Origin of the sequence: Gordonia sesuvii (genome assembly GCF_036350415.1) — a bacterium.
Lineage (GTDB): Bacteria > Actinomycetota > Actinomycetes > Mycobacteriales > Mycobacteriaceae > Gordonia > Gordonia sesuvii.
Map to the genome: position 1 here is coordinate 99,996 of NZ_JAZDUF010000005.1, position 23,126 is coordinate 123,121.

Sequence of the window (23,126 nt, forward strand, 5' to 3'; positions counted from 1 at the left end):
CTCTCCGACTGTCACGTCGCGTTCGCCAGGCCCTCCAGGCTGCTGGTGGCGTCGATGTACTCTCCCACCCACCGTTCGATGACCGCCGACGTCTTCTCCACCTTCTCGAACTGACCGACCACCTGGCCGACCGGGTTGAAGGCGACGTCGATGCTCTCGTCGGGATACTTATGCGTGGCGGCGACCGCCATGCCGGAGACCATGTACTGCAACGGCATTCCGAGCGGCTCGGGATTGTTCGGGTCTTCCCAGGCCTCGGTCCAGTCGTTGCGCAGCATCCGGCACGGCTTGCCGGTGAACGACCGGCTGCGGACGGTGTCACGGCTTCCCGCGTTGACGTAGGCCGCCTGCTGCGTGGGGGTGTTCTCTGCCTCTTCCACCATCAGCCACTGCGACCCGGTCCACGCCCCCTGCGTGCCGAGCGCCAGCGCCGCGGCGATCTGCTGGCCACTGCCGATACCGCCGGCGGCGAGTACCGGACGCGGTGCGACCGCCTTGACGACCTGCGGCCACAACACGATCGAGCCCACCTCGCCGCAGTGGCCGCCACCTTCGCCGCCCTGCGCGATGATGATGTCCACGTCGGCGGCCGCGTGCTTGAGTGCTTGCTGCGGGGAGCCGCACAGCGCGGCGACCTTGCGACCGGACTCGTGGATCTTCTCGATCATGTCCGCCGGCGGGGTGCCGAGGGCGTTGGCGATCAGCTTGACCTTGGGATGCTGCAGCGCGATCTCCACCTGGGGTGTGGCGGTCGCCTCCGTCCAACCGAGCAGCTGCAGCGAGTTGTCGTCGTCCTCGTTGAGCGGGACCCCGTGGTCGAGCAGCAGCTTGCGACCGAAGTCCAGTGTCTCGGCGGGCACCATCGATTGGAGCATCTTGGTGAGCTCCTCGGTCGACATGTCGGCGTCCATGCCCTCGTACTTGTTCGGGATGACGATGTCGACCCCGTACGGGTGGTCACCGATGTTCTCGTCGATCCAGTTCAGCTCGATCTCGAGCTGTTCCGGCGTGAAGCCGACCGCGCCGAGGACACCGAATCCACCCGCCTTGCTGACCGCGACCACCACGTCACGGCAGTGGGTGAACGCGAAGATCGGGAACTCGATGCCGAGCTCGTCACAGATCGGGGTGTGCATGCGGACTCCTTCAGCACCAGGACTCGAACTAGAACGTGTTCTAATCTTGATACTAGACCGCAACCCCGCGCGACAAGTGGCAGTCGACGTGAGGTGGCCTGCGTAGGTCAGTCCGCCTGATCGGCCCGTGTCATGGCATCGCCGTATTCGTCGAGGTCGATCTCCTCTGCGGTCACCGTCTTGGTGCCGTTGTAGACGTCGCGGTCGATCTCGTCGTCGGCGTTGGCCACCAGCATCGCGACGAAGGTGTCGCCGTTGACGTTGAGGAAGGTACGGAAGATGCCGGTGAACCAGTCGACCGCGATGAGCAGGCCGATCGCCTCGAACGGGAGGTCGAGGGAGGTGGCGAGGAACATCGCGACGACCGGAAACCCGCCCGGAACGGTGATGGTGCCCATGTTGAGCAGGATCGCCAGGCCCATGCCGAGGGCGATCTGACCGAAGCTCAGCGAGATGTCGCCGGCCTGGGCGAGGAACATCACGACGATCATGTAATTGAGCACGGCGCCGTAGGAGCCCATCGTCAGTCCCACGGAGAGCGTGAAGTTCGCGATCTTCTGGCTGACGCCGACCTTCTCGATGGTGTTCTTCAGGACCGTCGGGAACGTGACCGCCGAACTGGTCGTGGTGATCGCGATCGCGGTCTGCTCGCCGAGCTTGCCCGGCAGTTTCGCCGGATTCAGGCGGGTCCGCATGGTGACGACCACGACGAACAGGGCGAACAGGATCAGCACCCCGAGCAGGGTCGTGCCCAGATACTTCAGCGCAGTGGTCACCACCGAGAAGCCCACGTCTCCGGCCAACGCGGCGAGCAGGCAGAAGACGCCGACCGGGGCGATGTACATGACCAGCCGGATCATCGTCAGCACGATCTGCTGGACCTGATCGATGAACGTCAGCACGCGGGTGTCGCCGGTCTTGGTGATCTGCATGCGCAGGGCGATGCCGAACAGCAGCGAGAAGATGATGATCGGCACCATCGTCGCGGTCGACATCGCCTCGAAGATGTTGGTGGACACGAAGTTCAGCAGGGTCTCCTGCCACCCGAGCGCCTCGTCGGCCTCCGCCTCGAGCGAGGAGTCCAGTTCACCGTCGAACACCATGCCGGCGCCTGGTTGGATGAGCACGCACAGCACCCAGGCCAGAACTGCCGCGACGAGTGAGAACCCCAGCATCCACTTGAACGTGCGAAAAGCGATCCGGCCGGTTCCGGCGCCGGTCATCGAGCCCGTCGCCACGATCACCGACGCCATCACCAGCGGCACGATCGACATCTGGATCAGCCGGATGAACATGTCACCGATGAACTCCAGGTTGGCCGCCCACTCCCCGACGATCAATCCGAAGATGATGCCGGCGATCGCGCCCACACCGATCTGGAACGCCGGATTGGTCAGGGCTTTGCGCATTCGCTTCCTCCACGAGTTCGGTCTGCCGCCATCTGCCGGTTGCGCGCCATTCGCACCGGGGAAACCTATGCCAGCGGCGCTACCGGCACGTCGCGACAGCGTTGCCTGCGGGTTTCGGCGTGCTGTGTAGGCTCGAACCGGGCATTGCCCGACAGCACGTCACGGATACTGAATCACCAATACAAGGGGCACCTCCCCACCCGACATGAACGGGATCATCGACATGAGCGCACCCCTCACCCCCGAAGCCGACACCGCGGTCCTCGACATCGCGCAACGGCATGGCCTGTCCCGCGATGCGGTGGTGTCGATGCTGGTTGCCGTGAACGCCGGTGGCGGCACCATGGCCCAGTTCTCGATCCCCGAACTCGGCGGATCCGGACAGTGGATGCGCGGCGGGATGACCATGGTCGGCAACATGTTCGACAACGCGTTGAAAGCGCGAGTCGACACCCTCTGCAATGAACTGGCGCAGTTGCTGGCCACCATGACGGTCTTCCCGCCCGCGGCGGCGCCGACAGGAGGCTTTGCATCCAACAACTGGTGGCCGACCGAGTTCGGTTCGCCCAGCTCGTCCGGCGGGCAAAATCATGTCCGCTACGCGATCTTCCCGGCCGCTCGTCGGCTGGCGATCAACATCGACGGCGTCGTCCGGATCTTCGACACCGGCGAGCACAACATCGGCGGCGTCCAGCAGCAACAGGGCACGGCATACGGACTGGTGACGTTCACGAGCCAGTTCGGCACCTTCGACGTGTCCAGTCTGCAGGAGTTGGGAACCCAGCCGGGTGACGCGCCGGCAACTGGTGGCCACCCCGAGCCGGCCCCGGCGTTCTCCGCCCCCGAACCCCAAGTGCCCCAACCTCAAACAGCCCAGCCCCAGGCATCAGAGTCACCGGCACCGTTGTCTCCCACCGGTTCCGACGACTCCGCCGGGATCATCAGCGCCATCGAGTCGCTCGCGGGGCTGCATCAGCGAGGCATCCTCTCCGACGAGGAGTTCGTCGCCAAGAAGGCGGAGTTGCTGGGTCGGCTCTGAGGCGAAGGCGCTCCGTTCTGGCCGCAGTTCCAGGTTCCGGCTTGGACACGAAACTGCGGCCGGAAGCTGTAGGTGCGGCCAGAACTGAACGCACAAGCGTCGGCGGTGTAGGAGATCAAGCGCCGGTGGATTTCTCATCTGCCCGAGCCTCCAGCCACCCTTCGTGGTCCCACCTGCGCGCATACTCACGAGACCTCGCGATCGCCTCTATCCGCTGGAACCGCTCGACGTACTCCCGGAGCGCCAGATTGACCGCTTCACCCGCGGTGCCCACTCCGGCAAGTCGCATCACTTCCGAAAGGGCCGCGTCATCCACATCGATTTGTGTCACGGCCACGGCTACCTCCGAGGTTGGTCAGTACTGATAACAGTATGTCGTTAAGACGAAACCAGTGGTGCTGCCTCTGTCTTGCACCGCGCAGCCGATCAGCGTGCGTGTCGAAGCGTGGAAACCATCTGGTGGATGACTCCCGACTCGGCAGCACCCGGCATGCCCTGCGGTAGGGAGATGACGAAGAGAACGGCACCCGGTTGATCGGGCACGGTCGTGGCCACCATGCTGTGCAGGGCTGTGTCGCCGTCGCAGTCAGTGGCCTCGATGTCGGTCACGGTTGCCAGAATGTGCACGGCCGGTGACCCGCTCACCGTGAAATGGCGAGGCTCGCTGAGGGCCACATCGGGGACATGACCGGACTCCGACGTGTAGATGCTCTCCACCAGAGCCGATTCCGCTCGGATGGCGCTGTCGATGTCGGGAGCGTCCTTCGCGCCGGGCAGTCCCGATATGCCGGCCCAGTCGTCCGGGCATTGCGATGTCTCGAGGAACGCGGCGCCACTCATCGTCCGGACCGGACAGTAGCCGAAAGGCCCATCGGGACAAGGCGATTCCCAGCCGACCAAGGTCTGGCAGCTCGCCACCCGCCAGTCCGGTGGAACGTCGTAGGCAAGGTGCCGCTGTCCGGCGACGGTCAGCCAGCCGGCCGGTGTGTTCGGACCGGCGACTCCCGGCGGGCATTCAGTCGGTGACTGTGTCCCGCGATCGGTGTCGGTGGGCGACGCGCCGACACTCTCTCCGGCAGCGCTGTCATCGTTCGCGTCGAACTGTCGGAACGTGAGGATCCCGACACCCACGATCGCCGCAACCAGCACCAGCAGGACGACGCTGATGACCGCGAGGTTCTTGCCACTCCCGCCGGCGTCCGGTGATTCACCCGCGCTGACCGCGGTCCACCCCGGCGGAAGGTGATCCGACCCACCACCCTGCGTCGGCTGGCTCACTGATTCCCCCCACCGGTTGGCCGTTGACGGAGGTCACGGTAGCAGTCTGGACTGCGTGCCTGCGACGATGGAAGCTCGCGTGAATGACTCTGACTATGGAGGCGTGACCATGGAAGTGTTCGCCGGGGTCCCGGTGACCGACCTGGCGCGGGCAATCGACTGGTTCGAGCAGCTGTTGGGCGACGTGGAATCGTTCGACCCGAATGACGTCGAACGGGTGTGGACGCTGGCCGAACACGGGCACGTGTATGCCGTGGTCGCTCCCGCGGACGCGGGACACGGCCATGTGACGCTGTTCGTCGACGATCTGACCGGGTTCCTGACGTCGGCGGAGAGCCGCGGTGTGGTGCCGGAATCGCAGGAAACCTACGACAACGGTGTCCGCAAGGCGATCTTCCGTGATCCAGATGGAAACGAGGTCGGCGTCGGCGGCCGGTAGCGATGGCATTCGGCAGATCTCGAGCGTGGTCAGCGCGGCTACGATGAGAACATGTCGGATTCCTGGTCGACCGAAATGCTGACCGCCGTGGATGATTCGCCCGAGATCGAGATCTCGGCCCGACATCCGGATGGACGGTACCTGCGATTCACGCCGGTGTGGATGGTCAGGCATGGGGACGACGTCTACGTCCGCACCTGGTATCGCCGCGACACGGGCTGGTACGGGCGAGCGATCCAATCTCGCAGCGCCCGTGTTCGACTCGGCGGCATGCAGACCGACGTGGTGGTCTCCGACGTCGGCGACATCGAGGGCGAGATCCGGTCCGCGGTCGATGCGGCGTACCGGACGAAGTACGGACGCAACGGCGGTTCGGTCGGGCGGATGGTCGGTGACGAGGCGGCGCAGACGACGTTGCGATTGGACCTGGTCGATGAATGAGTGACCTGCTCGGCACGCCAGGTCAGTCCCTACGCTCCGACGCCAGCCGCTCGATGCGCGCGAGAGCAATCGCCAACACCGGCAGGTAGCCGACGGCCCAGATCGGCGCCCCGAAGCTCAGCACACAACCGCCGGCGGTCGGGATCACCTCGTGACGTGTGGCGTCGACTCCGGCGACCTTCCACGCCCACACTCGTCCCTCGCTGAACTCGGTGATCTCGAACGGCAGTGACGCACCCACCGCGGTCGTGACCATGCCTCGCACACCGTTCGCCAGCGGGGCATCGTCGTCGACCTTCGCGCCGGTCACGGTCGGTCCCCACCGTGACCAGGCGTCGACATCGGTGATTGTCGACCAGACTGTCTCCGGCGGGAGATCCACCCGGAGTTCGGCGCTCGGCATGCCGCGACGAAAGCCGCCGCGGATCCGCAGCGCCGACGTGGCCGTGTGCATCGCGCGTGCCATCGGTCGTCCTTCGGTGTCGGACGTAGGGGATCTGTCAGTTCCCTGTCTACCCTCCCCGGGACGGGCCCGTAACGTGCGCCGATCAACTGCGCGAGATGATCACCTTGAGCGCGTGTTCGTCGGCGGCGTTGGCGAAAGTGTCGTACGCCGCGTCGAACTCGTCGAAGGAGTACCGGTGGGTCACGAACTTCTGCGGTTCGATCTCACCGTTCTGAATGCGGTCGAGCAGTTCGGGTGCCGTGGTTGCGTTGACCAAACCTGTTGTGATGGTGAGGTTGTTGATCCAGTCCCGCTCGATGGGGAACTCGACACTCGCGCCGTGCACGCCGACATTCGCGACGTGGCCGCCCGGGCGCACGCTGTCCAGACACGTCGAGAATGTCGCCGGGACGCCGACCGCCTCGATGGCGACGTCGACCCCGAGACCGCCTCGACTGAGCTCCTTGAGTTCGGCGACCACGTCATTACCCGCGTTCACGTCGATGGTGTCGGTGGCCCCGAAGTCGCGGGACTGCTCCAGGCGGAACTTGTTGCCGTCCACGGCGATCACCTTGGATGCGCCCTGCGCCGATGCGGTCATCACCGCAGCCAGTCCCACCGGTCCCACGCCGACCACCGCGACGACATCGCCTTCCTTCACCGCGCCGTAGAGCACACCGATCTCGAAGCCGGTCGGCAGGATGTCGCTCAGCATCGTGCCCTGTTCGGCCGAGATGCCCTCCGGCAACAGGATCAAGCCGTTGTCGGCGAAGGGAACTCGTACATACTCGGCCTGCGTGCCGTCGATCAGATGTCCGAAGATCCAGCCGATGCCGCCGACGGTCTGACAATGCGAGGTCATCCCCATCCGGCAGTACTCGCAGGTTCCGCACTTGGTGACACATGAGATGATCACGCGGTCCCCGACCTTGACTTTCGTGCAGTCGGCCCCCACCTCGGTGACCACCCCCACCCCCTCGTGACCGAGGACCCTGCCGGCGGTGACGGCAGGGACGTCGCCCTTGAGTATGTGCAGGTCGGTACCGCAGATGGTGGTGGTATCCATGCGGACGATCGCATCCGTGGCGTCGACGATGACGGGGTCCGGAACTTCCTCCCACGATTTGTCACCGGGACCGTGGTAAACGAGTGCTTTCATAGTTCGGATCCTCCGTCCGCTGATGCAACTGCGATGGTGCGCGCAGGCCGGTCGGGTTGATCGTATGCACAGAAGGCCATGGGTTTGAGCGTCCGTCTCAAGATGAGATAGACGGCGTCACGCGGATCGCCTGGCGAGGTGATCTTCCTTCGCGGTGTGCGGAACACGGGTGGTCGACGCGAACTCCGCACCGATCTCACGCGCTCGCCGGACGCCGTCTTCTCGGTTGGGGGCGTTGACATCTCCCTCGACGTCGTAGATGAGGTGACTCTCGACGTCGTTCATCCCGCAGTAGGCGAAGATCCCGACGTCCAGTTGGGTGCGCATCGCCTCGTCGTACCCGTACTTGTCGTAGGTGCGCTTCGACGACCCACCGACACCGACCAGCGCGGTGGGAATGCTGGGCAGCAGACCGCTGAGCGGTGCTGCACCGCGATCCTCGACACCGCGGCCGTACTGGTAGGCCCATCCGGCGGTGAAGACCCGCTCGACCCAGCCCTTCATCAGCGCCGGCATCGACCACCAGTAGACGGGGAACACGAAGGCGAGTCGGTCGGCCGCCTCGACGCGGCGGTGCATCTCGGGGATGTCGGACGGGATGGGGCCGCCCCAGAAGTGAGCGTGGTCGGCCTCGGTGAAGCGTGGGTCGAAACCCTCGCGGTGGAGGTCGAGAACGTCGACCGTGTACCCGGATTCGGCGAACGGTTCATGGAAGGCATCCATCACGGCCGCCGGATACTTATCGGTGAACGGATGGGCGAACACGGTCATCAAGTGCATGGGTGATCCTTTCGCGTCGCAGACAGGGTTCGTGCCCTCTGGTTCGTGCCCCGGCTCGTCAGCGTGGCCGGCCGAGGACGAGCGCCGCCGCGCCCCGGGCCGCGGTCACCGCTCGCGGGCCCAGGTACGACGCCGTCGAGGTCATCCCCTCGAAGATCACGAGGAGCTGATCGGTCAGGTCGCCGTCATCGTGGCCGGTCTCATGGACGACGATGCGCCCCAGCATCTCTCGCAACCGCTCCCGGTATGCGGCGACGACGTCGGCGACCTCGGGGGTCAGGCCACCGGTCTCGGCGAGGGCCCGCAGGAACAAGCAGCCCCGCGCACCTTCGGCCGCGATCCACTCCTCGAATGCCGTGAACAGCGCGTCGACGCTGTCGACGTCGAACTGTACGAAGAACCGCTCCATCCGGAGTTCGAGCACCGCGGCCATGAGGCCGGTCTTGCTCCCGACGTGCTTGTACAACGTTCGCGTCGACACCCCGGCGGCCGCGGTGAGGCGGTCCATGCCCGTCGCGGCGAACCCGTGCCGGTCGAAGACCTGCTCGGCGCTGGTGACGATGGCGGCTCTGGAGGACACAACGTCAGTGTAAAACGATCGTTTTACACTGACAAGGGCGCGGGCTCCTCAGCGCGGCACCGGCCGCCCCGACTGCTGTGACCAGAGCTCCGGATCGTCGCGCAGCAGGCGAGCGCGCCCCTTGCGCCGATAGCGCCAGATCTGCGTCACGCCGATCCCCCACAGCACGAACTGTGCCGACATGGCCCAGGTGAACGCGTCGGCGGAATAGCCCGCGACGTCGTCGGCGGTCCGCCAGTCGAGGATCAGGCCGATCGCCGCCACCAAGGTGAGGCTGGCAAAGAATCCGCCCTGGTTGATGATGCCGGTGGCGGTACTGACCCGGAACACCGGGTTGGATGTACGGCCGAGGTCGAAGCCGACCATCGATGCCGGGCCGCCCATCCCGCAGATCACCACCAGGATCACCAGGAGCCAATAGGGCGCCGCGCCGGGCCACGCCAGCACCACCGCCCAGGTACCCGCGATCGCGGCGACCACCAGCAGCACGAGTGTCGACCGATGCCAGGGCCACCGGGTGATCAGCCAGGCGAAGGCGGGACCGAACGCCATGATCGAGAGCACCATGACGGTCAGCAGGACACCGGCCGCCGCCGAGCTGACGCCCTGCCCTTCGACGAAGAACGGGTACCCCCACAGCAGGCCCAGCACGGTTGCACTGAACTGCGTGGAGAAATGCATCCAGAACCCGAGGCGCGTGCCCGGATGCTCCCACGACGCGACCAGGCTGTTCTTGATACCGGCCAGGCCGAGCATCGGACCCGACACCGAGCGCGCCTGCGCCGAGTCCCGAACCACGACCAGTGTCGCAATCAACAGCGCGGCACCGAGCGCGGCGGTGGCGAGATAGGCGTGTGTCCAGCCCAACGCCGACAGCGCCCACGTCATGGGCACCGCGGCCGCGACCGCACCGAGCTGTCCGAGCACCCCGGTGAGTTGGGTCATCAGCGGGATGCGGCGGACGGGGAACCAGACGGTCACCAACCGCAGGACGCACACGAAGGTCATGGCGTCGCCGATCCCGACGAAGAATCGCGACGACAACGCCCACATGTAGTTGTCGGCGAATGCGAAGCTGAGCTGGGCGCAGGTGAGGATCAACGTGCCGCACAGCAACACCCGACGCGGGCCGAACCGGTCCACCAGGAGCCCGACGGGCACCTGCATGAGCGCGTAGATCAGCAACTGCAGCACCACGAAGGTCGACAGCTGCGACGCAGTGATGTCGAATCGATCGGCCGCGAGCAGACCGGCGACGGCCAGCGACGAACGATGGAACACGGCGACGAAGTAGACCGCGAGTCCGACAAGCCAGATCGCCATCGCCTGGGCCGGGCGCGGTGGGGCGGTCATCGGCGGCGATCCCGGACAGGGCGCGCCGACTGCAGAATGTCGAACACTCGATTCATTGTCCGGCATGCGATCGGGGACTCGATCCCCCGGGTGTCACCACACCTCGTCGCCGCCCGATCGATCTGAGCCAAAGCCCACCAGCCGACATGTGAGCGGCGTCACAATAGAGCTGCTGCAGCGCTCTGCGGCGAGACGGACGTGAGGGTGGTGCACACATGACCGACGAGGTTGTCGTGCTGGCGGAGACGCGCACGTCCGTCGAGCGGCGGGCGGTATCCGACTGGGCGTCGACCGCATACCCCGATTCCCCGGTTCACCGGCCGGACGATGTCGACCTCGACACACTGCCACCGTCGACGATGCTGGTACCGGTACGGCCGGTGTGGCTGCCCGCGGTCCGCCAGGGCGAACGCCGCGTCACACTGGGTGACCTGCTGGCCCTGTCCAACCCGCGGCGGCCCGTCGGGCTGGTTCAACCGCTGATTCGTGGCCGTCGGCCGGACAGCCTGCGCGTGGTGCAGGGCGTGCCGGCGACCATCGCGGAACTGCGTGAGCGCCACACCCGCGACCTCGCCGAGGGTGAACCGTTCGGGACGTTCGTCGCGGTCCAGGCCTCGCTGTCGGCCGACCGCGCGGAGCGGCAGATCATCGGGGACCGCTACAAGGTGCCGCGGCTGGTTGCCGAACAGGTGGGCAGCTCGGCACGATTCCAGGCCGGCGCGGCCAAGCTGGCGGCCGAACTCGGCAGGCCCACCGAAGCGGTGGTGACCGAGGCCGTCGACAAACTGTCCGGCTTCGTGGCCACACAGAGTCGCCTGATGGACGATGTGTTCTCCGCGACGTTCGACAGGCTCCACGAACGCGCGTGGCACGTCACGGTGGATCGGGACACCCTCGACACTCTGCGGACACTCAACAAGTCGACCGGCCTGGTGTTCCTGCCGTCCCACCGGTCCTACGTCGATCCGTTGGTGTTGGCGAAAGTGTTGCGCAGCAACGATTTCCCACCCACTCTGGTTCTGGGCGGCAACAACTTGTCGTTCTGGCCGGTGGGCCCGGTTGCGCGGCGGGCCGGAATGATCTTCATCCGACGGAAGTTCGGGTCGGACCCGGTCTACAAGTTCGCCATGCGGTCGTATCTCTCCTACATCGTCGAGAAGCGGTTCAACCTCGAGTGGTACATCGAGGGCGGGCGCAGTCGCACCGGCAAGCTGCGCAAACCGATGATGGGCCTGCTCACCTACGTCGTCGACGCGGTGACCCAACTCGAATCCGGCGACGTGACGATCGTGCCCACCTCGATCGTGTACGACCAGCTGCAGGAGATCGGAGCGATGGCCGCCGAGGATGCCGGCGGCACCAAGAAGCCCGAGGGTGTTGGTTGGCTGTTGCGGTACGCGAAGGCGCAGCGCAGCTATCTGGGCGAGGCGAGGGTCCGCTTCGGCACCCCGTTCTCGCTGCGCTCGGCGCTCGCCGACGCCGGCGAGGGTCGCGCCCGTCTGGAGAAGGTCGCGTTCCGCGTGATGGACGAGATCAATTCCGCCACACCGATCTCGGCGACGTCGTTGGTCGGCTTCGCCCTGCTGGGTGCACCCGACCGCGCCTACACCCTGCCTGAGATCGAGGCGATTCTGGTGCCACTGCTCGATTACATCGCCCGCCGCAGTTTGCCCGGACCCGACCCGGCACGGTGCCGCGGGGTCGGCCTGACCCAGACCCTGCGGGTGCTGGCGGGCAACGGCGTGGTGAGCTGTTTCGACGGCGGGTCCGAGGCGGTCTGGTCGATCGTGCCGGACAACCGCGCCGTCGCCGCTTACTACCGCAACGGTGCGCTGCACCATTTCGTGAACCGCGCCATCGTCGAGGTCAACATGCTGGCGGTGGCCGAAGGCGAGATCTGCGCCACCGGCGACTACGCCACCGATGAAGGCCTGCTGGCCGTGTCGCAGCGCGAAGCCCTGCGGATGCGAGATCTGCTCAAGTTCGAGTTCTTCTTTCCGGCCAAGGACGAGTACTTCCACCGACTCGCCGCCGAACTCGACCTGATCGCGCCGGAGTGGCGCGGGCGGATTCCGACCCAGGAGTGGACGTATGACGTCCTGCACGGTCACACCGGCGCCCTGCTCGCCCGTCGGACCCTGCAGCCGTTCTTCGATGCGCAGCTGGTGGTCGCCACGCGGCTCGTCCAACTGGGCGTCGCCGCCCGCGACAAGGACGACCTGATGGGCGACTGTCTGGGTCTCGGCCGCCAGTTGTCATTGCAAGGGATTGTGCGGAGCAAGGATTCGGTGTCCAAGGACCTCTACGACGGTGCCTATCGACTCGCCGACAACCGCCACCTCATCCACGGCGAGGAACTCACCGACCTGGCTGCGGCGCGTCAGGCATGGCTCGACGAGGTGAACCTCATGCGGGATCGACTCGCTCGGATCACCCAGATCGAGGACATCCAACCGTCGCTCGGACGCAAGGAGGCTCGATGAGCGCATTCACCGACCGGATGCGCGCGATCCGTGCGGCGCCGACCGGCAAGAAGGTGGCCGCGCTGTTCGACTACGACGGCACCCTCATCGAGGGCTTCTCCGCCGCAGCCATCATGCGGGCGCGCATGCGCAGCATGGAGTTCGGGCTCGGCGAGGTCGTCGACTACCTGCTGATCGGGCTGCGCGGGGTGGTGTCCGAGCAGGACTACGCCGAGGTACTCGCGGCGACGAAGCCGACTTTCGCGGGCAAGACCTACACCGAGATGCTGGAGTTCGGTGAGGACCTGTTCAAGCATGAGACGGCGGCAAAGCTGCGGCCGCAGATGTGGCAGATCCTGCGTGCGCACCGGGAGATGGGGCACACGATCGTGATCGCGTCGTCGGCCACCCGATTCCAGATCGCGCCCATCGCGCGAGAGATCGACGCCGACCACGCGCTGGCCACCGACGTCGAGGTCGTCGACGGCGTGGTCACCGGCAACATCCTGGGGCGACCACTGTGGGGACCGGGTAAGGCTGCGGCCGTGCGTGCATTGGCCCGCGACCACGAGATCGACCTGGGCGCGTCGTTCGCCTACAGCGACGGCAACGAGGACATCCCGTACCTGGAGTCGGTGGGCCATCCGGCGGCCGTCTCACCGCGCCGCCTGCTGCGCGCCGAAGCCGAGGCACGCGGCTGGCCCATCCTGGACCTGAAGAACCCCACCTACAACCGGGCCGGCATGCTTGCCCGCACCGGCGCCTTCTATGGTTCGTTCATCACTTCTGCCGCAGTAGGTTTCACCGCAGGCCTGGTGCGTCGAAACCCGCAGGCACTCGTCGAGACCCTGCCGACGGGTGTCGATGTCGGATTGTCGCTGGCCGGCGTACACGTGCGGGTCCTCGACGGCGGCGAGTATCTCACCTCAGACCGCCCGTGCGTCTTCGTGTTCAATCACCAGTCCAAACTGGACCTCCCGGTGATGATCCACCTGGTCCGATCGGATGCGACGGGAGTGGCCAAGAAGGAAGTACAGCGGGTGCCCGTGGTGGGGCAGATCCTCGATCAGGCGGGGCTGGTGTTCATCGATCGCGCCGACCCGGGTCGGGCGATCGAACAGCTGACGCCGGCGGTCACCGCACTCCGTGACGACGGGATGTCGCTGGTGGTGGCGCCCGAGGGGACGCGATCGGCGACGCCGCGGATCGGTGCTTTCAAGAAGGGCCCGTTCCACATCGCCGCACAGGCGGAAGTACCGGTGGTGCCGGTGGTGCTGCGCAATACCGGCGAATTGATGTGGCGCGGTTCGCAGTTGATCAGGCCCGGAATCGTCGAGGTGCGGGTGCTGCCACCGGTCGACACCACGGGGTGGCGGGCCGAGGAGATGGGTGCTCATGCCGAGGAGGTGCGGCAGATGTTCGTGAGCGCACTCGCCGATTGGCCGCTCGAGTCGTTCACCGACGATCCGACGGACGTGGAACAGGAGGCGAGAGATGACTGACGGTGGTGATACCGAGGATGCGAGTGGCCGCCCGCTGGACTGGGCGAATGAACCACATATGAGCCCGGTGGACACCATCATGTGGCGCGGTGACACCGACCGTCGCATGCGCGGCACCATCTGCATGCTGGAGATCTATGACTGCGCCCCGGACTGGGACCGGCTGGTCGCCGCCCATGAGTGGGCGAGCCGGATGGCGCCGCGGTTCCGCCAACGGGTGGTCGACTCGCCGTTCGGCACCGGAACACCCAGTTGGGCAGTCGATCCCGAGTTCGACCTGCACTACCACCTGCGGCGGATCCGGATCGGCGGCGACGGCAGCATGCGTGAGCTGCTCACCACATGCGAACAGCTGGCCATGACCGCGTTGGATCCCGCGCGCCCGCCGTGGGAGGGCACGTTGATCGAAGGCCTGCCCGGCGGCAAGGCCGCGTACCTGTTGAAGGGACATCACGCCCTCACTGACGGCCTGGGCGCCATCCTCGGTCTCGCCCAGCTGCATTCGCCGACGCGCGAACACAATCCGAGCAAACCTCAACCGCCGAACCCCGACCCGGACAACATCACCGCCCTCGATCTGCTGCGCCGACAACTCGGCGAGGAGCTCCGCCGTGTCCCCCACCGCGTCGATGTGGCCGTCTCCGGAGTTCGCGCACTAGGACGTCCCCGCCGCGCGTTGAGTTCCGCGCTGCGCTACGGACGATCGGTGCCCCGGGTGGCGGGGCTGGCGAGTCCACCCGGCTCCCCACTACTGGCCCACCGCAGCCTGTCCTGGCGGTTCAGTGCGTTCGAGGTTCCGTTCACCGATCTGAAGGCGGCCGCCACGGCCACGAAAGCGTCGATCAATGACGTCTATCTCGCCGGGCTGATCGGCGGTTTTCGCCGGTATCACGAGAAGATGGGCGCGCCGGTGGAGGCGATCCCCGTCGCGATCCCGATCTCGGTGCGCCGGCCCGAGGACCCCGCCGGCGGCAACCGGATCGCCGTCGGCCGCCTGGCCGGACCTGTCGGGATCGCCGACCCGTTCGAACGTGTACTGACCATCCGTGAACAGGTCCGAGTCGCCCGCCACGAACCCGCCGTCGACCTGTTCAACACGCTCGGCTCGGTGATGGCCTGGCTGCCCGGATCGCTGCTCATGCAGTTCAGCGGAACCACCAGCCAGAACGACCTCCAGGCCAGCAACGTCCCCGGAATACCCTGGGACACCTACGTTGCCGGCGCCAAGGTGGAACGGATGTTCCCGTTCGGGCCGATGCCCGGCTGCGCGATGATGGCGACGATGATCACCCACAACGGCACCGCCTGCCTGGGCCTGAACTCAGATGGCGCCGCCGTCACCGACCTCGAGTTGTTCGCCGACTGCCTCGTCGCCGGTTTCGGTGAGGTGCTCGCCCTCGCCGAACCAGACGGGGTGGCGGGGGTGTTGCGGCGGGTGGTGTGACGCGCGCGGGCTCGAGCCCGGGCCGTCGCAACGCGCTGCAGTCGGTCGCACGCGATCCTCCGGTCGGTGCAGCAGAATGGGGGTATGGACGAGGTGGAGTTGCTCGAACAGGTGCGGGAACGCTGGCAGCGCGGTGACCCACCGAAGGGAATCGCACGCGCGCTGGGCGTGCGACCGTCGGTAGTGGCGCCGTTGGTGAAACGAATCGCCGCCGAAACCCAAGCCTCCCAGGGATTGGGAAAGGTGCTCGGATGCTGGGTCAATCGTGGCTGGAGTGTTGGTCTTGGACTCGAGCGGCATCCGGAGTGGGCGGAACTGGACGCCCCCGCAGGTGAGGTCGAAGGCATGGCTCAGGTGCTGGTGGCTCGAGAATCACGGCGTGGTCGGGCAACCCTGCGAGGCTACTTGGCAGACGTGCACTGCTTGGGGGTGAAGAACGCCCGTGACCTCGAAACCATGGACGCCGGTCATCTCCCCGGCGCGGTCCGCACATTCTACGCGGCGTTCGACCTTCCTCCGCTGGAGATACCGATCGAACTCGGCCGCGAACTGATTCTGGGGGCGGTGCACTATGCGCGGGAGCTTGGTTTCGAGCCGGCGAGCGCGTTCGATGGTGATGCAGCCGCGTTCCTGGGTGACTGGGACGGGCCGGGACAGATCGAGTTCGGTCGAGACGGTCAACCGTCGTACCTCAGTGGGCCCTACGACAATCCGGATGCCGTGCTGCGGACCCTCCCGCGGTCCGTGGGCGCGGGGAACTTTCAGTTCTCCGTGGCTGCGGGACCGATCTGATCGCACCGATCACACCCCCACCACCGCAGCATGATGTCTGCCTCGATCAAGCGGTAGACGGCGGAGCAGCAGGACGGGTGTTCGGGCGGACTGACATACGACGTGGACTGGTCGTCTCACCTGGGTGGCGAGCGACAGCTATATCTAACCCCGCGCCATATCCACGAACTTCGACAAGTGAAGCTGGTGTGCCACAGTGATTGTCGCGGTCGGACCGTTGCGGTGTTTACCCAAGATGATGTCGGCTTCACCGGCGCGCGGGTCGTCGCGCTCGAAGGCATCGGGGCGGTGGAGCAGGATGACCATGTCCGCATCCTGTTCCAGAGATCCGGATTCGCGCAGGTCAGAGACTTGCGGCTTCTTGTCCGTCCGCTGTTCCGGCCCGCGGTTGAGCTGACTGATCGCGACCACCGGAACCTCGAGTTCCTTTGCCAGCAGCTTCAATTGGCGGGAGAACTCAGAGACCTCCTGCTGACGGGACTCGACCTTCTTGCCCGAGGTCATCAGCTGCATGTAGTCCACGACGACGAGCCGCAGGTCGTGGCGCTGCTTGAGGCGACGTGCCTTGGCGCGAATCTCCATCATCGTCAGGTTCGGCGAATCGTCGATGAACAGCGGTGATTCGGAGATCTCGCCCATGCGGCGGGCCAGGCGGGTCCAGTCGTCGTCGCTCATCTTGCCGCCACGCATGTCGCCGAGTTTGACCTTCGCCTCCGCCGACAGCAGGCGCATGACGATCTCGGTCTTGCTCATCTCCAGCGAGAACATCGCACTGGTCAGCCCGTTGGAGATGGAGCACGACCGCAGGAAGTCCATCGCCAACGTCGAATTGTGCGTGGGCACCATGGCCTCGCCGGCCAGGTACATGTGGTCGTCATTGTCCACCTCGACGCACCGCACTGGCACGCTGTCGATGGCGCGCACCGCGATCAGCCGTCGCACGCCGGCGCGGCGACGGAGTTCCTTGTGCCGAATCGCCTTGTGGTGCACGGTGAACACGTCGTCGTCGGCGTCCACGCGCAACCATCCGGTGGCCGACCGCTTGTAGTTGTAACCGAGACCGGCGACCAGGTCGGCGACGACGGCGGTCATGTGCCGCGTGGCAGCAGGCACGGTGATCCAGCCGTCGTCGTCGACCGTGGCGCGAGCGTCGAGCAACCCCGCGAGTAGTGCCCGACGCTGCGCGATCGACCCCCGAAGATATTCGAACGGGATACGGCCGCCGAGGTCGGCCATCAACGTCATCACGTCGACCGGGCCCTCGGCGTCGATACGCATGCTGATCTCGGGATCGTCGAAGGCCATCCCGGCCAGCGCCGCGACCGTGTACGGGCCGTACGCGAAGCGTTTGCGCGGCAGGTCCAGCGGCTCGGTGTTGCGCACCACCGCACACCCGACATGGGCGCGCAGTGCGCCCGTGTTGACGGTCTGCCGCTTGCCGTCGATGTCGGCGACCCACTGATGCTGCTCGTCGGCGATCAGAACCGTGCCGTCGTTGAATTCGACCTCATAGCACGGTCGTTCGGTCATCACGTCGGTGGCCGCGACGACCCGGGTAGGCCGGCCGCGGGCATCGAGAAGCTGCTCACCGACGGTGACGTTGCCCATCGTGGTCCACCCGGTGGGCGTGGGCAGCGGGGTATCGAGGGCGAGTGCCTTGCCGACACCGGGTCGTGCGGCGACGATGATCATCTGCCCGGGATGCAGGCCGTTGGTGATCTGGTCGAGATCCACGAAGCCGGTGGGCACGCCCAGCGACAGTCCGCCACGCGACGCGATCGAGTCGATCTCGTCCATCGTCGGCTGGAGCAGTTCCTCCAGCGGCACGTAGTCCTCGGCGGTGCGGCGCTCGGTGACCTCATAGACCTCGGCCTGGGCACGGTCGACGACCTCGGCGACGTCCTGGCCGTCGGCACCGGCGTAGCCGAACTGCACGATGCGGGTCCCTGCGGCCACCAGGCGCCGCAGAATGGCCTTCTCCGCAACGATCTCGGCGTAGTAGCCGGCATTGGCCGCAGTGGGCACGGTGGAGATCAGCGTGTGCAGGTAGGGCGCCCCGCCGACCCGGCGGAGCTCCCCGGCACGTTCGAGCTCGGCGGACACGGTCACCGCGTCGGCCGGCTCACCTTTGCCGTACAGCTCCAGGATCGCGTCGTAGACCGCTTGATGCGCGGGTCGGTAGAAGTCGGCCGACCGGAGTTTCTCCACGACGTCGGCGATGGCGTCCTTGGACAGCAGCATGCCGCCGAGCACGGACTGCTCGGCCGCCATGTCCTGCGGCGGCTGGCGCCCGAAGTCCTCGGCAGGAACCCCGTCGTCACCGCGTCCCGACCGTCCGCCGGGCACCGGCTCCAATCGACCCGGGTCATGCCCGCGGTCATCGACTACTGCCACGCGTGTCAAACCTCTCGCAGTACTTGCACCACTCACACTTCGAGTGGGTCCGACTCTGTGGCGTCGGCGGCACACACCACCGACGTCGGTCGTGCTGCCTCCGTGGTACTCAGCAGCTCCGACAGATTGTCCAAGCCGGGCCCTGAGCGCTCACGCAGAAGCACTGACGGAGCACATTAGATCCCGCATCCGGCGGCACTCAAACGCAGATGTGCACAACCTTGTCAGCAAACTGTGGACCGTCTGTGGACCCACTCGGGAGCGTTGTGAACCCCCTGTGCACAACATGGGGAAATGTTTGCGCAGGGCGTAAGTTCCCGCAGGTCAACGTGTTGCGGGTTCATGCACAGGGACAGTCTGAATTCTCTTCGGCGTGTCATGCCGGAACGCGTGATCGGCGTGTTGCGTCCCAAGGTTCAACCACGGGTAGTAAACAACTCGGTAAACTTCCGATGTGACCTGGGTAACAGCTGGTCAGCGCGACTGCGCCGGCGCGACCCGACTGGGTCGGTTGTCCACAGTTCGAACGGTTCGGCGTCACGCGCGTTGATCCTGTGCTGCAATGGTCGGCGTGGGGAGGCAGCAGAGCGCGCGGCACGCGCACACGAGCGTCACTCGGCGGTCACGGTTGCGGACCCGCTACGTGACAGCCCTGATCGCATCGGCGCTCGCCGTCTGCGCGCTGGGGGCGAGTCCGTCCGCCGAGGTGGCAGCAGCGCCGCCCGGACCCACACTTCCGGTCGAGTTCGACCTCTCGCGCTACCAGCCCGTCGATCCCGAGCGGTACCGGTCCCTCGCCTACGCGGACAACGGCCGGGGATTCCTCCGCGTCGGCCGGTGGATGTGCCAGATCGGACCGGTCTACCGCTATGTCGGCTGTCAGGGTCACCCGGCCACCGCGCCTCCGCAGGTGCGTGGCGCCGCGATCTCCGGCGATCAGCAGGGACCCTGGTGGGTGCCGCCCGGCACCACCTACCGATTCGGCGCACCGACGGGTTTCCGCCCGCCGACGCTGTCGGTGGGCAGTCGGGTCACGCTCTACGGCGTCACCTGCACCGCACCCCGACGCGACACGGTGGCCTGCCGGACCGGTTCGCGCGCACTGATTTTCACGCCGGGCTGGCACAAGTTCTTCTTCCCCAGCGGGGACTCCGCGCATAGCCCCAACCCGGCACCGCGCTACCTGCCGCCCCGGCTGCAGTACTGGAATCAGCTACCGCTCAACCCACCTCCGCCGCGCTGATCCGCGCCGGTCGACGTCAGATGAACGACCGTAGCTGCGTCGCGAAGTCGAACACCCATGCGCGCGAACGAGGTTGCGCCTCGCGGGCGGTCCGCTGCGCCTCCTCGGCCGTCGCGGCCCGGGCAGTTGCCCTGGCCTGCTGACGCGCCAGTCGTCGTCGCGTCCGGTCACGCGTGGCGATTGCCTGACGCTGCTCGTAGCGGGCGAAGTCGATCGATGGTTGATACAGAAACGCCAGAACGGCGACGATGGCGCCGACGATGACGAAGGTGATGATGAGCATGGCGAACGTCTCCTGGATGTGACTGCGGTCGGTTGTGCACGAGTCCTGGACGTTCGCCTCGGTGCGTCCATCCGGTTCCCCCCGGAGTGACGAACTCGTATCGAGGACGCTACGGACGGACCGGCCAACCGGAACGGGTACCGGACTACCCGACTTCACCCGGGCAGGTCCCTGCGTGTGCGGCCACTACGCAGTCGACGGCTCTGAGGAGATCCGAGCATCTTCTGCGGCCGGCGCCGTGTCGCCGCAGCCGGCACGGCGGTCGACGCCGGAACAACGTGGGCGACACCAAGAGCGACGCTTCGAGGCAATGGGTAGAGTTCTGTTCACGTTGAACAAGCAGCGACCCGGCATTGCCGTGCGATCGCTTGCCGGGTCATGAGCCGGTGAGGGGTCCACACCTTTGAATTCCGACAGTGTCGACACTGCTCGACTCCAACTTCAGATCGCAGATCTGATGCAGCGGGTCCAGCGGTACGCCGACACCGACGTCCCGCTGGCGCTCGACGAGATCACCGCGGGCGCGGCCCGCCTGATTCCCGGTGCGCAGTACGCGGCGGTGACGGTGACGACCGACAAGGGCACGGTGGACACGGCCGCGTCGACCCATCGCTATCCCGCGATTCTCGACGACGTCCAGCACAACCTGCAGGAGGGTCCGTACTTCCAGACGGCAGCCGATCAGAATCCGATCCGGATCGACGCCCTCGGGCGTGAGTCCCGGTGGCCGCGCTACCGCGACGTCGCACTCCGGCGCACCCCGATCCGGGCCGTCATGACGTTCGGGTTGCTCAGTTCCACGCACTTCCTCGGAACGCTCAACGTGTACTCCGACACCCCGGACGCGTACGACGACGAGGCCTTCGACATCGCCCAGGCCTACGCCACACATGCCTCACTGGCGTGGGACGCGCTGCGCCGCAAGGAACAGTTCGCCACCGCACTGGCCACCCGCGACATCATCGGACAGGCCAAGGGCATCATCATGGAGCGCTACCGCTGCGGCGCCGACCACGCATTCGGGTTGCTCACCAAGCTCTCGCAGGAGACGAACAGGCCGTTGCGCGACATCGCCCGGCAGCTCGTGGATGCCGACCGTCCGATACCGGATGTCGACGACGCGGGCGCGAATGTGTGAGGAGCAGAGACAACGACGCCGGCCGAACCCCCGTGGGGATTCGGCCGGCGTCGTTTCTGGCTGGTGACTCGCGTCAGTTCGCGACAGCGTCAGTTCGCGACGACGGCGACGTCGACGGTGGCCCGCACGTCAGGGTGCAGGTTCACCACGACCGGGTAGCTGCCGGTGGCCTTGATGTGACCCTTCGGCAGTTCCACGGTGCGCTTGTCGACGGCGGGGCCGCCGGCCGACTTGATCGCACCCGCGACGTCGGCGGCGGTGACCGAGCCGAACAGCTTGCCCGAGTCGTGGGTCTTCACACCCAGCGACACGGCGCTGAGCGCCTCGAGTGCCTGCTTCAGCTCGTTCGCGTGCTCCAGGCCGCGGACCTCGCGAGCGGCCTGGACACGACGGATGTCCTCGACCTGCTTCTGCGCGCCACGGGTGGCCTTGATGGCCAGTCCGCGCGGCAGGAGGTAGTTGCGGCCGTAGCCGTCCTTGACCTCCACGGTGTCGCCGGCCTCGCCGAGGTTCTCCACGGCGGCGGTGAGGATGAGTTTCATATCAGATCCCTTCCCGCTCAGCGTCCGGTCGAGGTGAACGGCAGCAGCGCCACCTCACGCGAATTCTTCACGGCCACAGCGACATCGCGCTGATGCTGCACGCAGTTGCCGGTCACGCGACGCGACCGGATCTTGCCGCGATCGGACAGGAAACGGCGCAGCAGCGCGGTGTCCTTGTAGTCGATGTCGGCCTTCTTGTCCTTGCAGAAGCTGCACGCCTTGGTCTTGGTGACCTTCTCGACGCGAGGCTTCCGGCTGCTCTTTGCCTTTGCCATTGGTACTCCAGTGTGTTTCTAGAAAGGTGGTTCGTCGTCCCCGCCACCGAACGATCCGCTGCTCGCGGGCGCGCTGCCCCAGGGATCGTCGGCGACCTGCTGACCTCCCCCACCGCTGCGGCTACCGCCGCCGCCGGAGGAGAATCCGCCGCCGCCACCGCCACGCGAGGCCTTGTTGACCTTGGCGGTGGCGTACCGCAGCGAGGGACCGATCTCATCGACCTCGAGTTCCACCACTGTGCGCTTCTCGCCTTCGCGGGTCTCGAAAGACCGCTGCTTGAGGCGACCCTGCACAACGACGCGGGTTCCCTTGGACAGGCTCTCGGTCACGTTCTCCGCCGCGTCGCGCCAGATGTTGCAGCGGAGGAACAGCGCTTCGCCGTCCTTCCACTCATTGGTCTGACGGTCGAACGTGCGCGGCGTGGAGGCCACCGTGAAGTTGGCCACCGCGGCTCCCGACGGCGTGAACCGGAGTTCCGGATCTGCGGTCAGGTTGCCCACAACGGTGATGACCGTGTCGCCTGCCATGTGTCTCCCCTTAGGTCGTGGATGGGCACTCGTTGATCGACTGCACCGGGTTCGTCGGGTTCAACCCTAGAGCCCGGCACCGACTGCTTACGTGTCGATCAAGGAACTGTGGATTACTTCCGCAGAACCTTGGTGCGCAGAACCGACTCGTTCAGCTTCAGCTGACGGTCGAGTTCGGTGACCGTCTGGGGTTCCGCGTCGAGATCGATGACGGCGTAGATGCCCTCATTGTGCTTGGCGATCTCGTAGGCGAGGCGGCGCTTGCCCCAGATGTCGACACCATCCACCTTGCCGCCGTCGTTGCGGACAACGTTGAGGAAGGTATCCAGTGAGGGGGCGACGGTGCGCTCGTCCAGATTCGGATCGAGAATGACCATCAATTCGTAGTGACGCATAAGACCACATCACCTCCTATGGGCTAGTCGGCCACGGACTGTCCGTGGCAGGAGGGTCGCCTGCGTCGG

23 protein-coding genes and 1 pseudogene are annotated in these 23,126 nt (G+C 66.3%); 9 read left to right on the plus strand and 15 right to left on the minus strand.

What is annotated here, in order from left to right; translation table 11 throughout:
* Positions 1-11: 11 nt before the first annotated feature.
* Entirely contained in the window at positions 12-1,136 is a 1,125-nt protein-coding gene (locus tag VZC37_RS17255; RefSeq protein ID WP_330433987.1) for a nitronate monooxygenase, read from the minus strand.
* A gap of 107 nt (positions 1,137-1,243) precedes the next feature.
* Entirely contained in the window at positions 1,244-2,545 is a 1,302-nt protein-coding gene (locus VZC37_RS17260) for a dicarboxylate/amino acid:cation symporter (RefSeq protein WP_330433989.1), read from the minus strand.
* Between the two features lie 223 nt (positions 2,546-2,768).
* On the opposite strand from VZC37_RS17260, the gene VZC37_RS17265 reads away from it, so the two are divergent.
* Entirely contained in the window at positions 2,769-3,584 is an 816-nt protein-coding gene (locus VZC37_RS17265; RefSeq protein WP_330433991.1) for an SHOCT domain-containing protein, read from the plus strand.
* A gap of 184 nt (positions 3,585-3,768) precedes the next feature.
* Here VZC37_RS17265 and VZC37_RS17270 read toward each other — a convergent pair.
* Positions 3,769-3,921 (minus strand): annotated as a pseudogene (locus VZC37_RS17270) (type II toxin-antitoxin system VapB family antitoxin); the annotation flags it as partial.
* 89 nt (positions 3,922-4,010) lie between these two features.
* Positions 4,011-4,862 carry a DUF8017 domain-containing protein gene (locus VZC37_RS17275; RefSeq protein WP_330433993.1) on the minus strand — a complete coding sequence of 284 codons (852 nt, stop codon included), beginning with the start codon at positions 4,860-4,862 and terminating at the stop codon, positions 4,011-4,013.
* Between the two features lie 109 nt (positions 4,863-4,971).
* On the opposite strand from VZC37_RS17275, the gene VZC37_RS17280 reads away from it, so the two are divergent.
* Positions 4,972-5,301: a VOC family protein gene (locus VZC37_RS17280; protein ID WP_330434435.1), complete on the plus strand. Its 330-nt coding sequence runs from the start codon at positions 4,972-4,974 to the stop codon at positions 5,299-5,301.
* 51 nt (positions 5,302-5,352) lie between these two features.
* Entirely contained in the window at positions 5,353-5,742 is a 390-nt protein-coding gene (locus tag VZC37_RS17285) for a DUF2255 family protein (RefSeq protein ID WP_330433994.1), read from the plus strand.
* A 22-nt stretch (positions 5,743-5,764) separates the two neighbouring features.
* On the opposite strand, the gene VZC37_RS17290 is transcribed toward VZC37_RS17285, so the two are convergent.
* The 5 genes from VZC37_RS17290 to VZC37_RS17310 all read right to left on the minus strand — a co-directional run bounded on the left by VZC37_RS17290 (position 5,765) and on the right by VZC37_RS17310 (position 10,059).
* Positions 5,765-6,145: an SRPBCC family protein gene (locus tag VZC37_RS17290; RefSeq protein WP_330434436.1), complete on the minus strand. Its 381-nt coding sequence runs from the start codon at positions 6,143-6,145 to the stop codon at positions 5,765-5,767.
* 145 nt (positions 6,146-6,290) lie between these two features.
* Positions 6,291-7,346 (minus strand): zinc-binding dehydrogenase, encoded by a 1,056-nt coding sequence (locus VZC37_RS17295; RefSeq protein ID WP_330433996.1) that lies wholly within the window; start codon positions 7,344-7,346, stop codon positions 6,291-6,293.
* 117 nt (positions 7,347-7,463) lie between these two features.
* Positions 7,464-8,126: an NAD(P)H-dependent oxidoreductase gene (locus VZC37_RS17300; protein WP_330433997.1), complete on the minus strand. Its 663-nt coding sequence runs from the start codon at positions 8,124-8,126 to the stop codon at positions 7,464-7,466.
* Positions 8,127-8,184: 58 nt separating this feature from the next.
* The gene (locus VZC37_RS17305) at positions 8,185-8,706 is read right to left on the minus strand and encodes a TetR/AcrR family transcriptional regulator (RefSeq protein ID WP_330433999.1); all 522 of its coding nucleotides are present in this window, start codon (positions 8,704-8,706) and stop codon (positions 8,185-8,187) included.
* Positions 8,707-8,754: 48 nt separating this feature from the next.
* Complete coding sequence (locus tag VZC37_RS17310; RefSeq protein ID WP_330434000.1) at positions 8,755-10,059, minus strand: MFS transporter; 1,305 nt, start codon at positions 10,057-10,059, stop codon at positions 8,755-8,757.
* Positions 10,060-10,274: 215 nt separating this feature from the next.
* Here VZC37_RS17310 and VZC37_RS17315 point away from each other — a divergent pair, with 215 nt between their 5' ends.
* The 4 genes from VZC37_RS17315 (at position 10,275) to VZC37_RS17330 (ending at position 16,259) form a co-directional block, all read left to right on the plus strand.
* The gene (locus tag VZC37_RS17315) at positions 10,275-12,542 is read left to right on the plus strand and encodes a glycerol-3-phosphate 1-O-acyltransferase (RefSeq protein ID WP_330434001.1); all 2,268 of its coding nucleotides are present in this window, start codon (positions 10,275-10,277) and stop codon (positions 12,540-12,542) included.
* Positions 12,539-14,023, plus strand: coding sequence for an HAD-IB family hydrolase (locus tag VZC37_RS17320; RefSeq protein ID WP_330434002.1), 1,485 nt, complete (start codon positions 12,539-12,541; stop codon positions 14,021-14,023). The genes VZC37_RS17315 and VZC37_RS17320 overlap by 4 nt, the downstream gene beginning before the upstream one ends.
* The gene (locus tag VZC37_RS17325) at positions 14,016-15,467 is read left to right on the plus strand and encodes a wax ester/triacylglycerol synthase domain-containing protein (RefSeq protein WP_330434004.1); all 1,452 of its coding nucleotides are present in this window, start codon (positions 14,016-14,018) and stop codon (positions 15,465-15,467) included. Before VZC37_RS17320 ends, VZC37_RS17325 begins: the two co-directional genes overlap by 8 nt.
* Positions 15,468-15,551: 84 nt before the next feature.
* Positions 15,552-16,259, plus strand: a complete 708-nt coding sequence (locus VZC37_RS17330) for a hypothetical protein (protein WP_330434006.1) — start codon at positions 15,552-15,554, stop codon at positions 16,257-16,259.
* Between the two features lie 144 nt (positions 16,260-16,403).
* Here VZC37_RS17330 and dnaB read toward each other — a convergent pair whose 3' ends face one another.
* A complete protein-coding gene (gene dnaB, locus VZC37_RS17335) occupies positions 16,404-18,653 on the minus strand; it encodes a replicative DNA helicase (RefSeq protein ID WP_330434008.1) in 2,250 nt (749 codons plus the stop codon).
* A gap of 562 nt (positions 18,654-19,215) precedes the next feature.
* Between dnaB and VZC37_RS17340 the strand changes: the two genes are divergently transcribed.
* A complete protein-coding gene (locus VZC37_RS17340; RefSeq protein ID WP_431309434.1) occupies positions 19,216-19,896 on the plus strand; it encodes a hypothetical protein in 681 nt (226 codons plus the stop codon).
* 16 nt (positions 19,897-19,912) lie between these two features.
* Here VZC37_RS17340 and VZC37_RS17345 read toward each other — a convergent pair whose 3' ends face one another.
* Positions 19,913-20,179 carry a hypothetical protein gene (locus tag VZC37_RS17345; RefSeq protein ID WP_330434011.1) on the minus strand — a complete coding sequence of 89 codons (267 nt, stop codon included), beginning with the start codon at positions 20,177-20,179 and terminating at the stop codon, positions 19,913-19,915.
* A gap of 457 nt (positions 20,180-20,636) precedes the next feature.
* Between VZC37_RS17345 and VZC37_RS17350 the strand changes: the two genes are divergently transcribed.
* Positions 20,637-21,317, plus strand: a complete 681-nt coding sequence (locus VZC37_RS17350) for a GAF and ANTAR domain-containing protein (protein ID WP_330434013.1) — start codon at positions 20,637-20,639, stop codon at positions 21,315-21,317.
* Positions 21,318-21,406: 89 nt separating this feature from the next.
* Here the strand turns inward: VZC37_RS17350 and rplI are convergent, their stop codons facing one another.
* From rplI to rpsF, 4 genes are all read right to left on the minus strand, one after another.
* Positions 21,407-21,859 carry a 50S ribosomal protein L9 gene (gene rplI / locus VZC37_RS17355; protein ID WP_330434014.1) on the minus strand — a complete coding sequence of 151 codons (453 nt, stop codon included), beginning with the start codon at positions 21,857-21,859 and terminating at the stop codon, positions 21,407-21,409.
* A 17-nt stretch (positions 21,860-21,876) separates the two neighbouring features.
* Positions 21,877-22,134, minus strand: a complete 258-nt coding sequence (gene rpsR, locus VZC37_RS17360) for a 30S ribosomal protein S18 (protein ID WP_330434015.1) — start codon at positions 22,132-22,134, stop codon at positions 21,877-21,879.
* 18 nt (positions 22,135-22,152) lie between these two features.
* Positions 22,153-22,662 (minus strand): single-stranded DNA-binding protein, encoded by a 510-nt coding sequence (locus VZC37_RS17365; RefSeq protein ID WP_330434017.1) that lies wholly within the window; start codon positions 22,660-22,662, stop codon positions 22,153-22,155.
* Positions 22,663-22,775: 113 nt separating this feature from the next.
* Positions 22,776-23,057, minus strand: a complete 282-nt coding sequence (gene rpsF, locus VZC37_RS17370) for a 30S ribosomal protein S6 (RefSeq protein WP_330434019.1) — start codon at positions 23,055-23,057, stop codon at positions 22,776-22,778.
* Positions 23,058-23,126 lie beyond the last annotated feature (69 nt).

Coding starts and splice junctions, on each gene's coding strand:
- VZC37_RS17255 (WP_330433987.1), bottom strand. CDS start 1,136: ATGCACACCCCGATCTGTGACGAGCTCGGCATCGAGTTCCCGATCTTC.
- VZC37_RS17260 (WP_330433989.1), bottom strand. CDS start 2,545: ATGCGCAAAGCCCTGACCAATCCGGCGTTCCAGATCGGTGTGGGCGCG.
- VZC37_RS17265 (WP_330433991.1), top strand. CDS start 2,769: ATGAGCGCACCCCTCACCCCCGAAGCCGACACCGCGGTCCTCGACATC.
- VZC37_RS17280 (WP_330434435.1), top strand. CDS start 4,972: ATGGAAGTGTTCGCCGGGGTCCCGGTGACCGACCTGGCGCGGGCAATC.
- VZC37_RS17285 (WP_330433994.1), top strand. CDS start 5,353: ATGTCGGATTCCTGGTCGACCGAAATGCTGACCGCCGTGGATGATTCG.
- VZC37_RS17290 (WP_330434436.1), bottom strand. CDS start 6,145: ATGCCGAGCGCCGAACTCCGGGTGGATCTCCCGCCGGAGACAGTCTGG.
- VZC37_RS17295 (WP_330433996.1), bottom strand. CDS start 7,346: ATGAAAGCACTCGTTTACCACGGTCCCGGTGACAAATCGTGGGAGGAA.
- VZC37_RS17300 (WP_330433997.1), bottom strand. CDS start 8,126: ATGCACTTGATGACCGTGTTCGCCCATCCGTTCACCGATAAGTATCCG.
- VZC37_RS17310 (WP_330434000.1), bottom strand. CDS start 10,059: ATGACCGCCCCACCGCGCCCGGCCCAGGCGATGGCGATCTGGCTTGTC.
- VZC37_RS17315 (WP_330434001.1), top strand. CDS start 10,275: ATGACCGACGAGGTTGTCGTGCTGGCGGAGACGCGCACGTCCGTCGAG.
- VZC37_RS17320 (WP_330434002.1), top strand. CDS start 12,539: ATGAGCGCATTCACCGACCGGATGCGCGCGATCCGTGCGGCGCCGACC.
- VZC37_RS17325 (WP_330434004.1), top strand. CDS start 14,016: ATGACTGACGGTGGTGATACCGAGGATGCGAGTGGCCGCCCGCTGGAC.
- VZC37_RS17330 (WP_330434006.1), top strand. CDS start 15,552: ATGGACGAGGTGGAGTTGCTCGAACAGGTGCGGGAACGCTGGCAGCGC.
- VZC37_RS17340 (WP_431309434.1), top strand. CDS start 19,216: ATGGTCGGCGTGGGGAGGCAGCAGAGCGCGCGGCACGCGCACACGAGC.
- VZC37_RS17345 (WP_330434011.1), bottom strand. CDS start 20,179: ATGCTCATCATCACCTTCGTCATCGTCGGCGCCATCGTCGCCGTTCTG.
- VZC37_RS17350 (WP_330434013.1), top strand. CDS start 20,637: ATGCAGCGGGTCCAGCGGTACGCCGACACCGACGTCCCGCTGGCGCTC.
- rplI (WP_330434014.1), bottom strand. CDS start 21,859: ATGAAACTCATCCTCACCGCCGCCGTGGAGAACCTCGGCGAGGCCGGC.
- rpsR (WP_330434015.1), bottom strand. CDS start 22,134: ATGGCAAAGGCAAAGAGCAGCCGGAAGCCTCGCGTCGAGAAGGTCACC.
- VZC37_RS17365 (WP_330434017.1), bottom strand. CDS start 22,662: ATGGCAGGCGACACGGTCATCACCGTTGTGGGCAACCTGACCGCAGAT.
- rpsF (WP_330434019.1), bottom strand. CDS start 23,057: ATGCGTCACTACGAATTGATGGTCATTCTCGATCCGAATCTGGACGAG.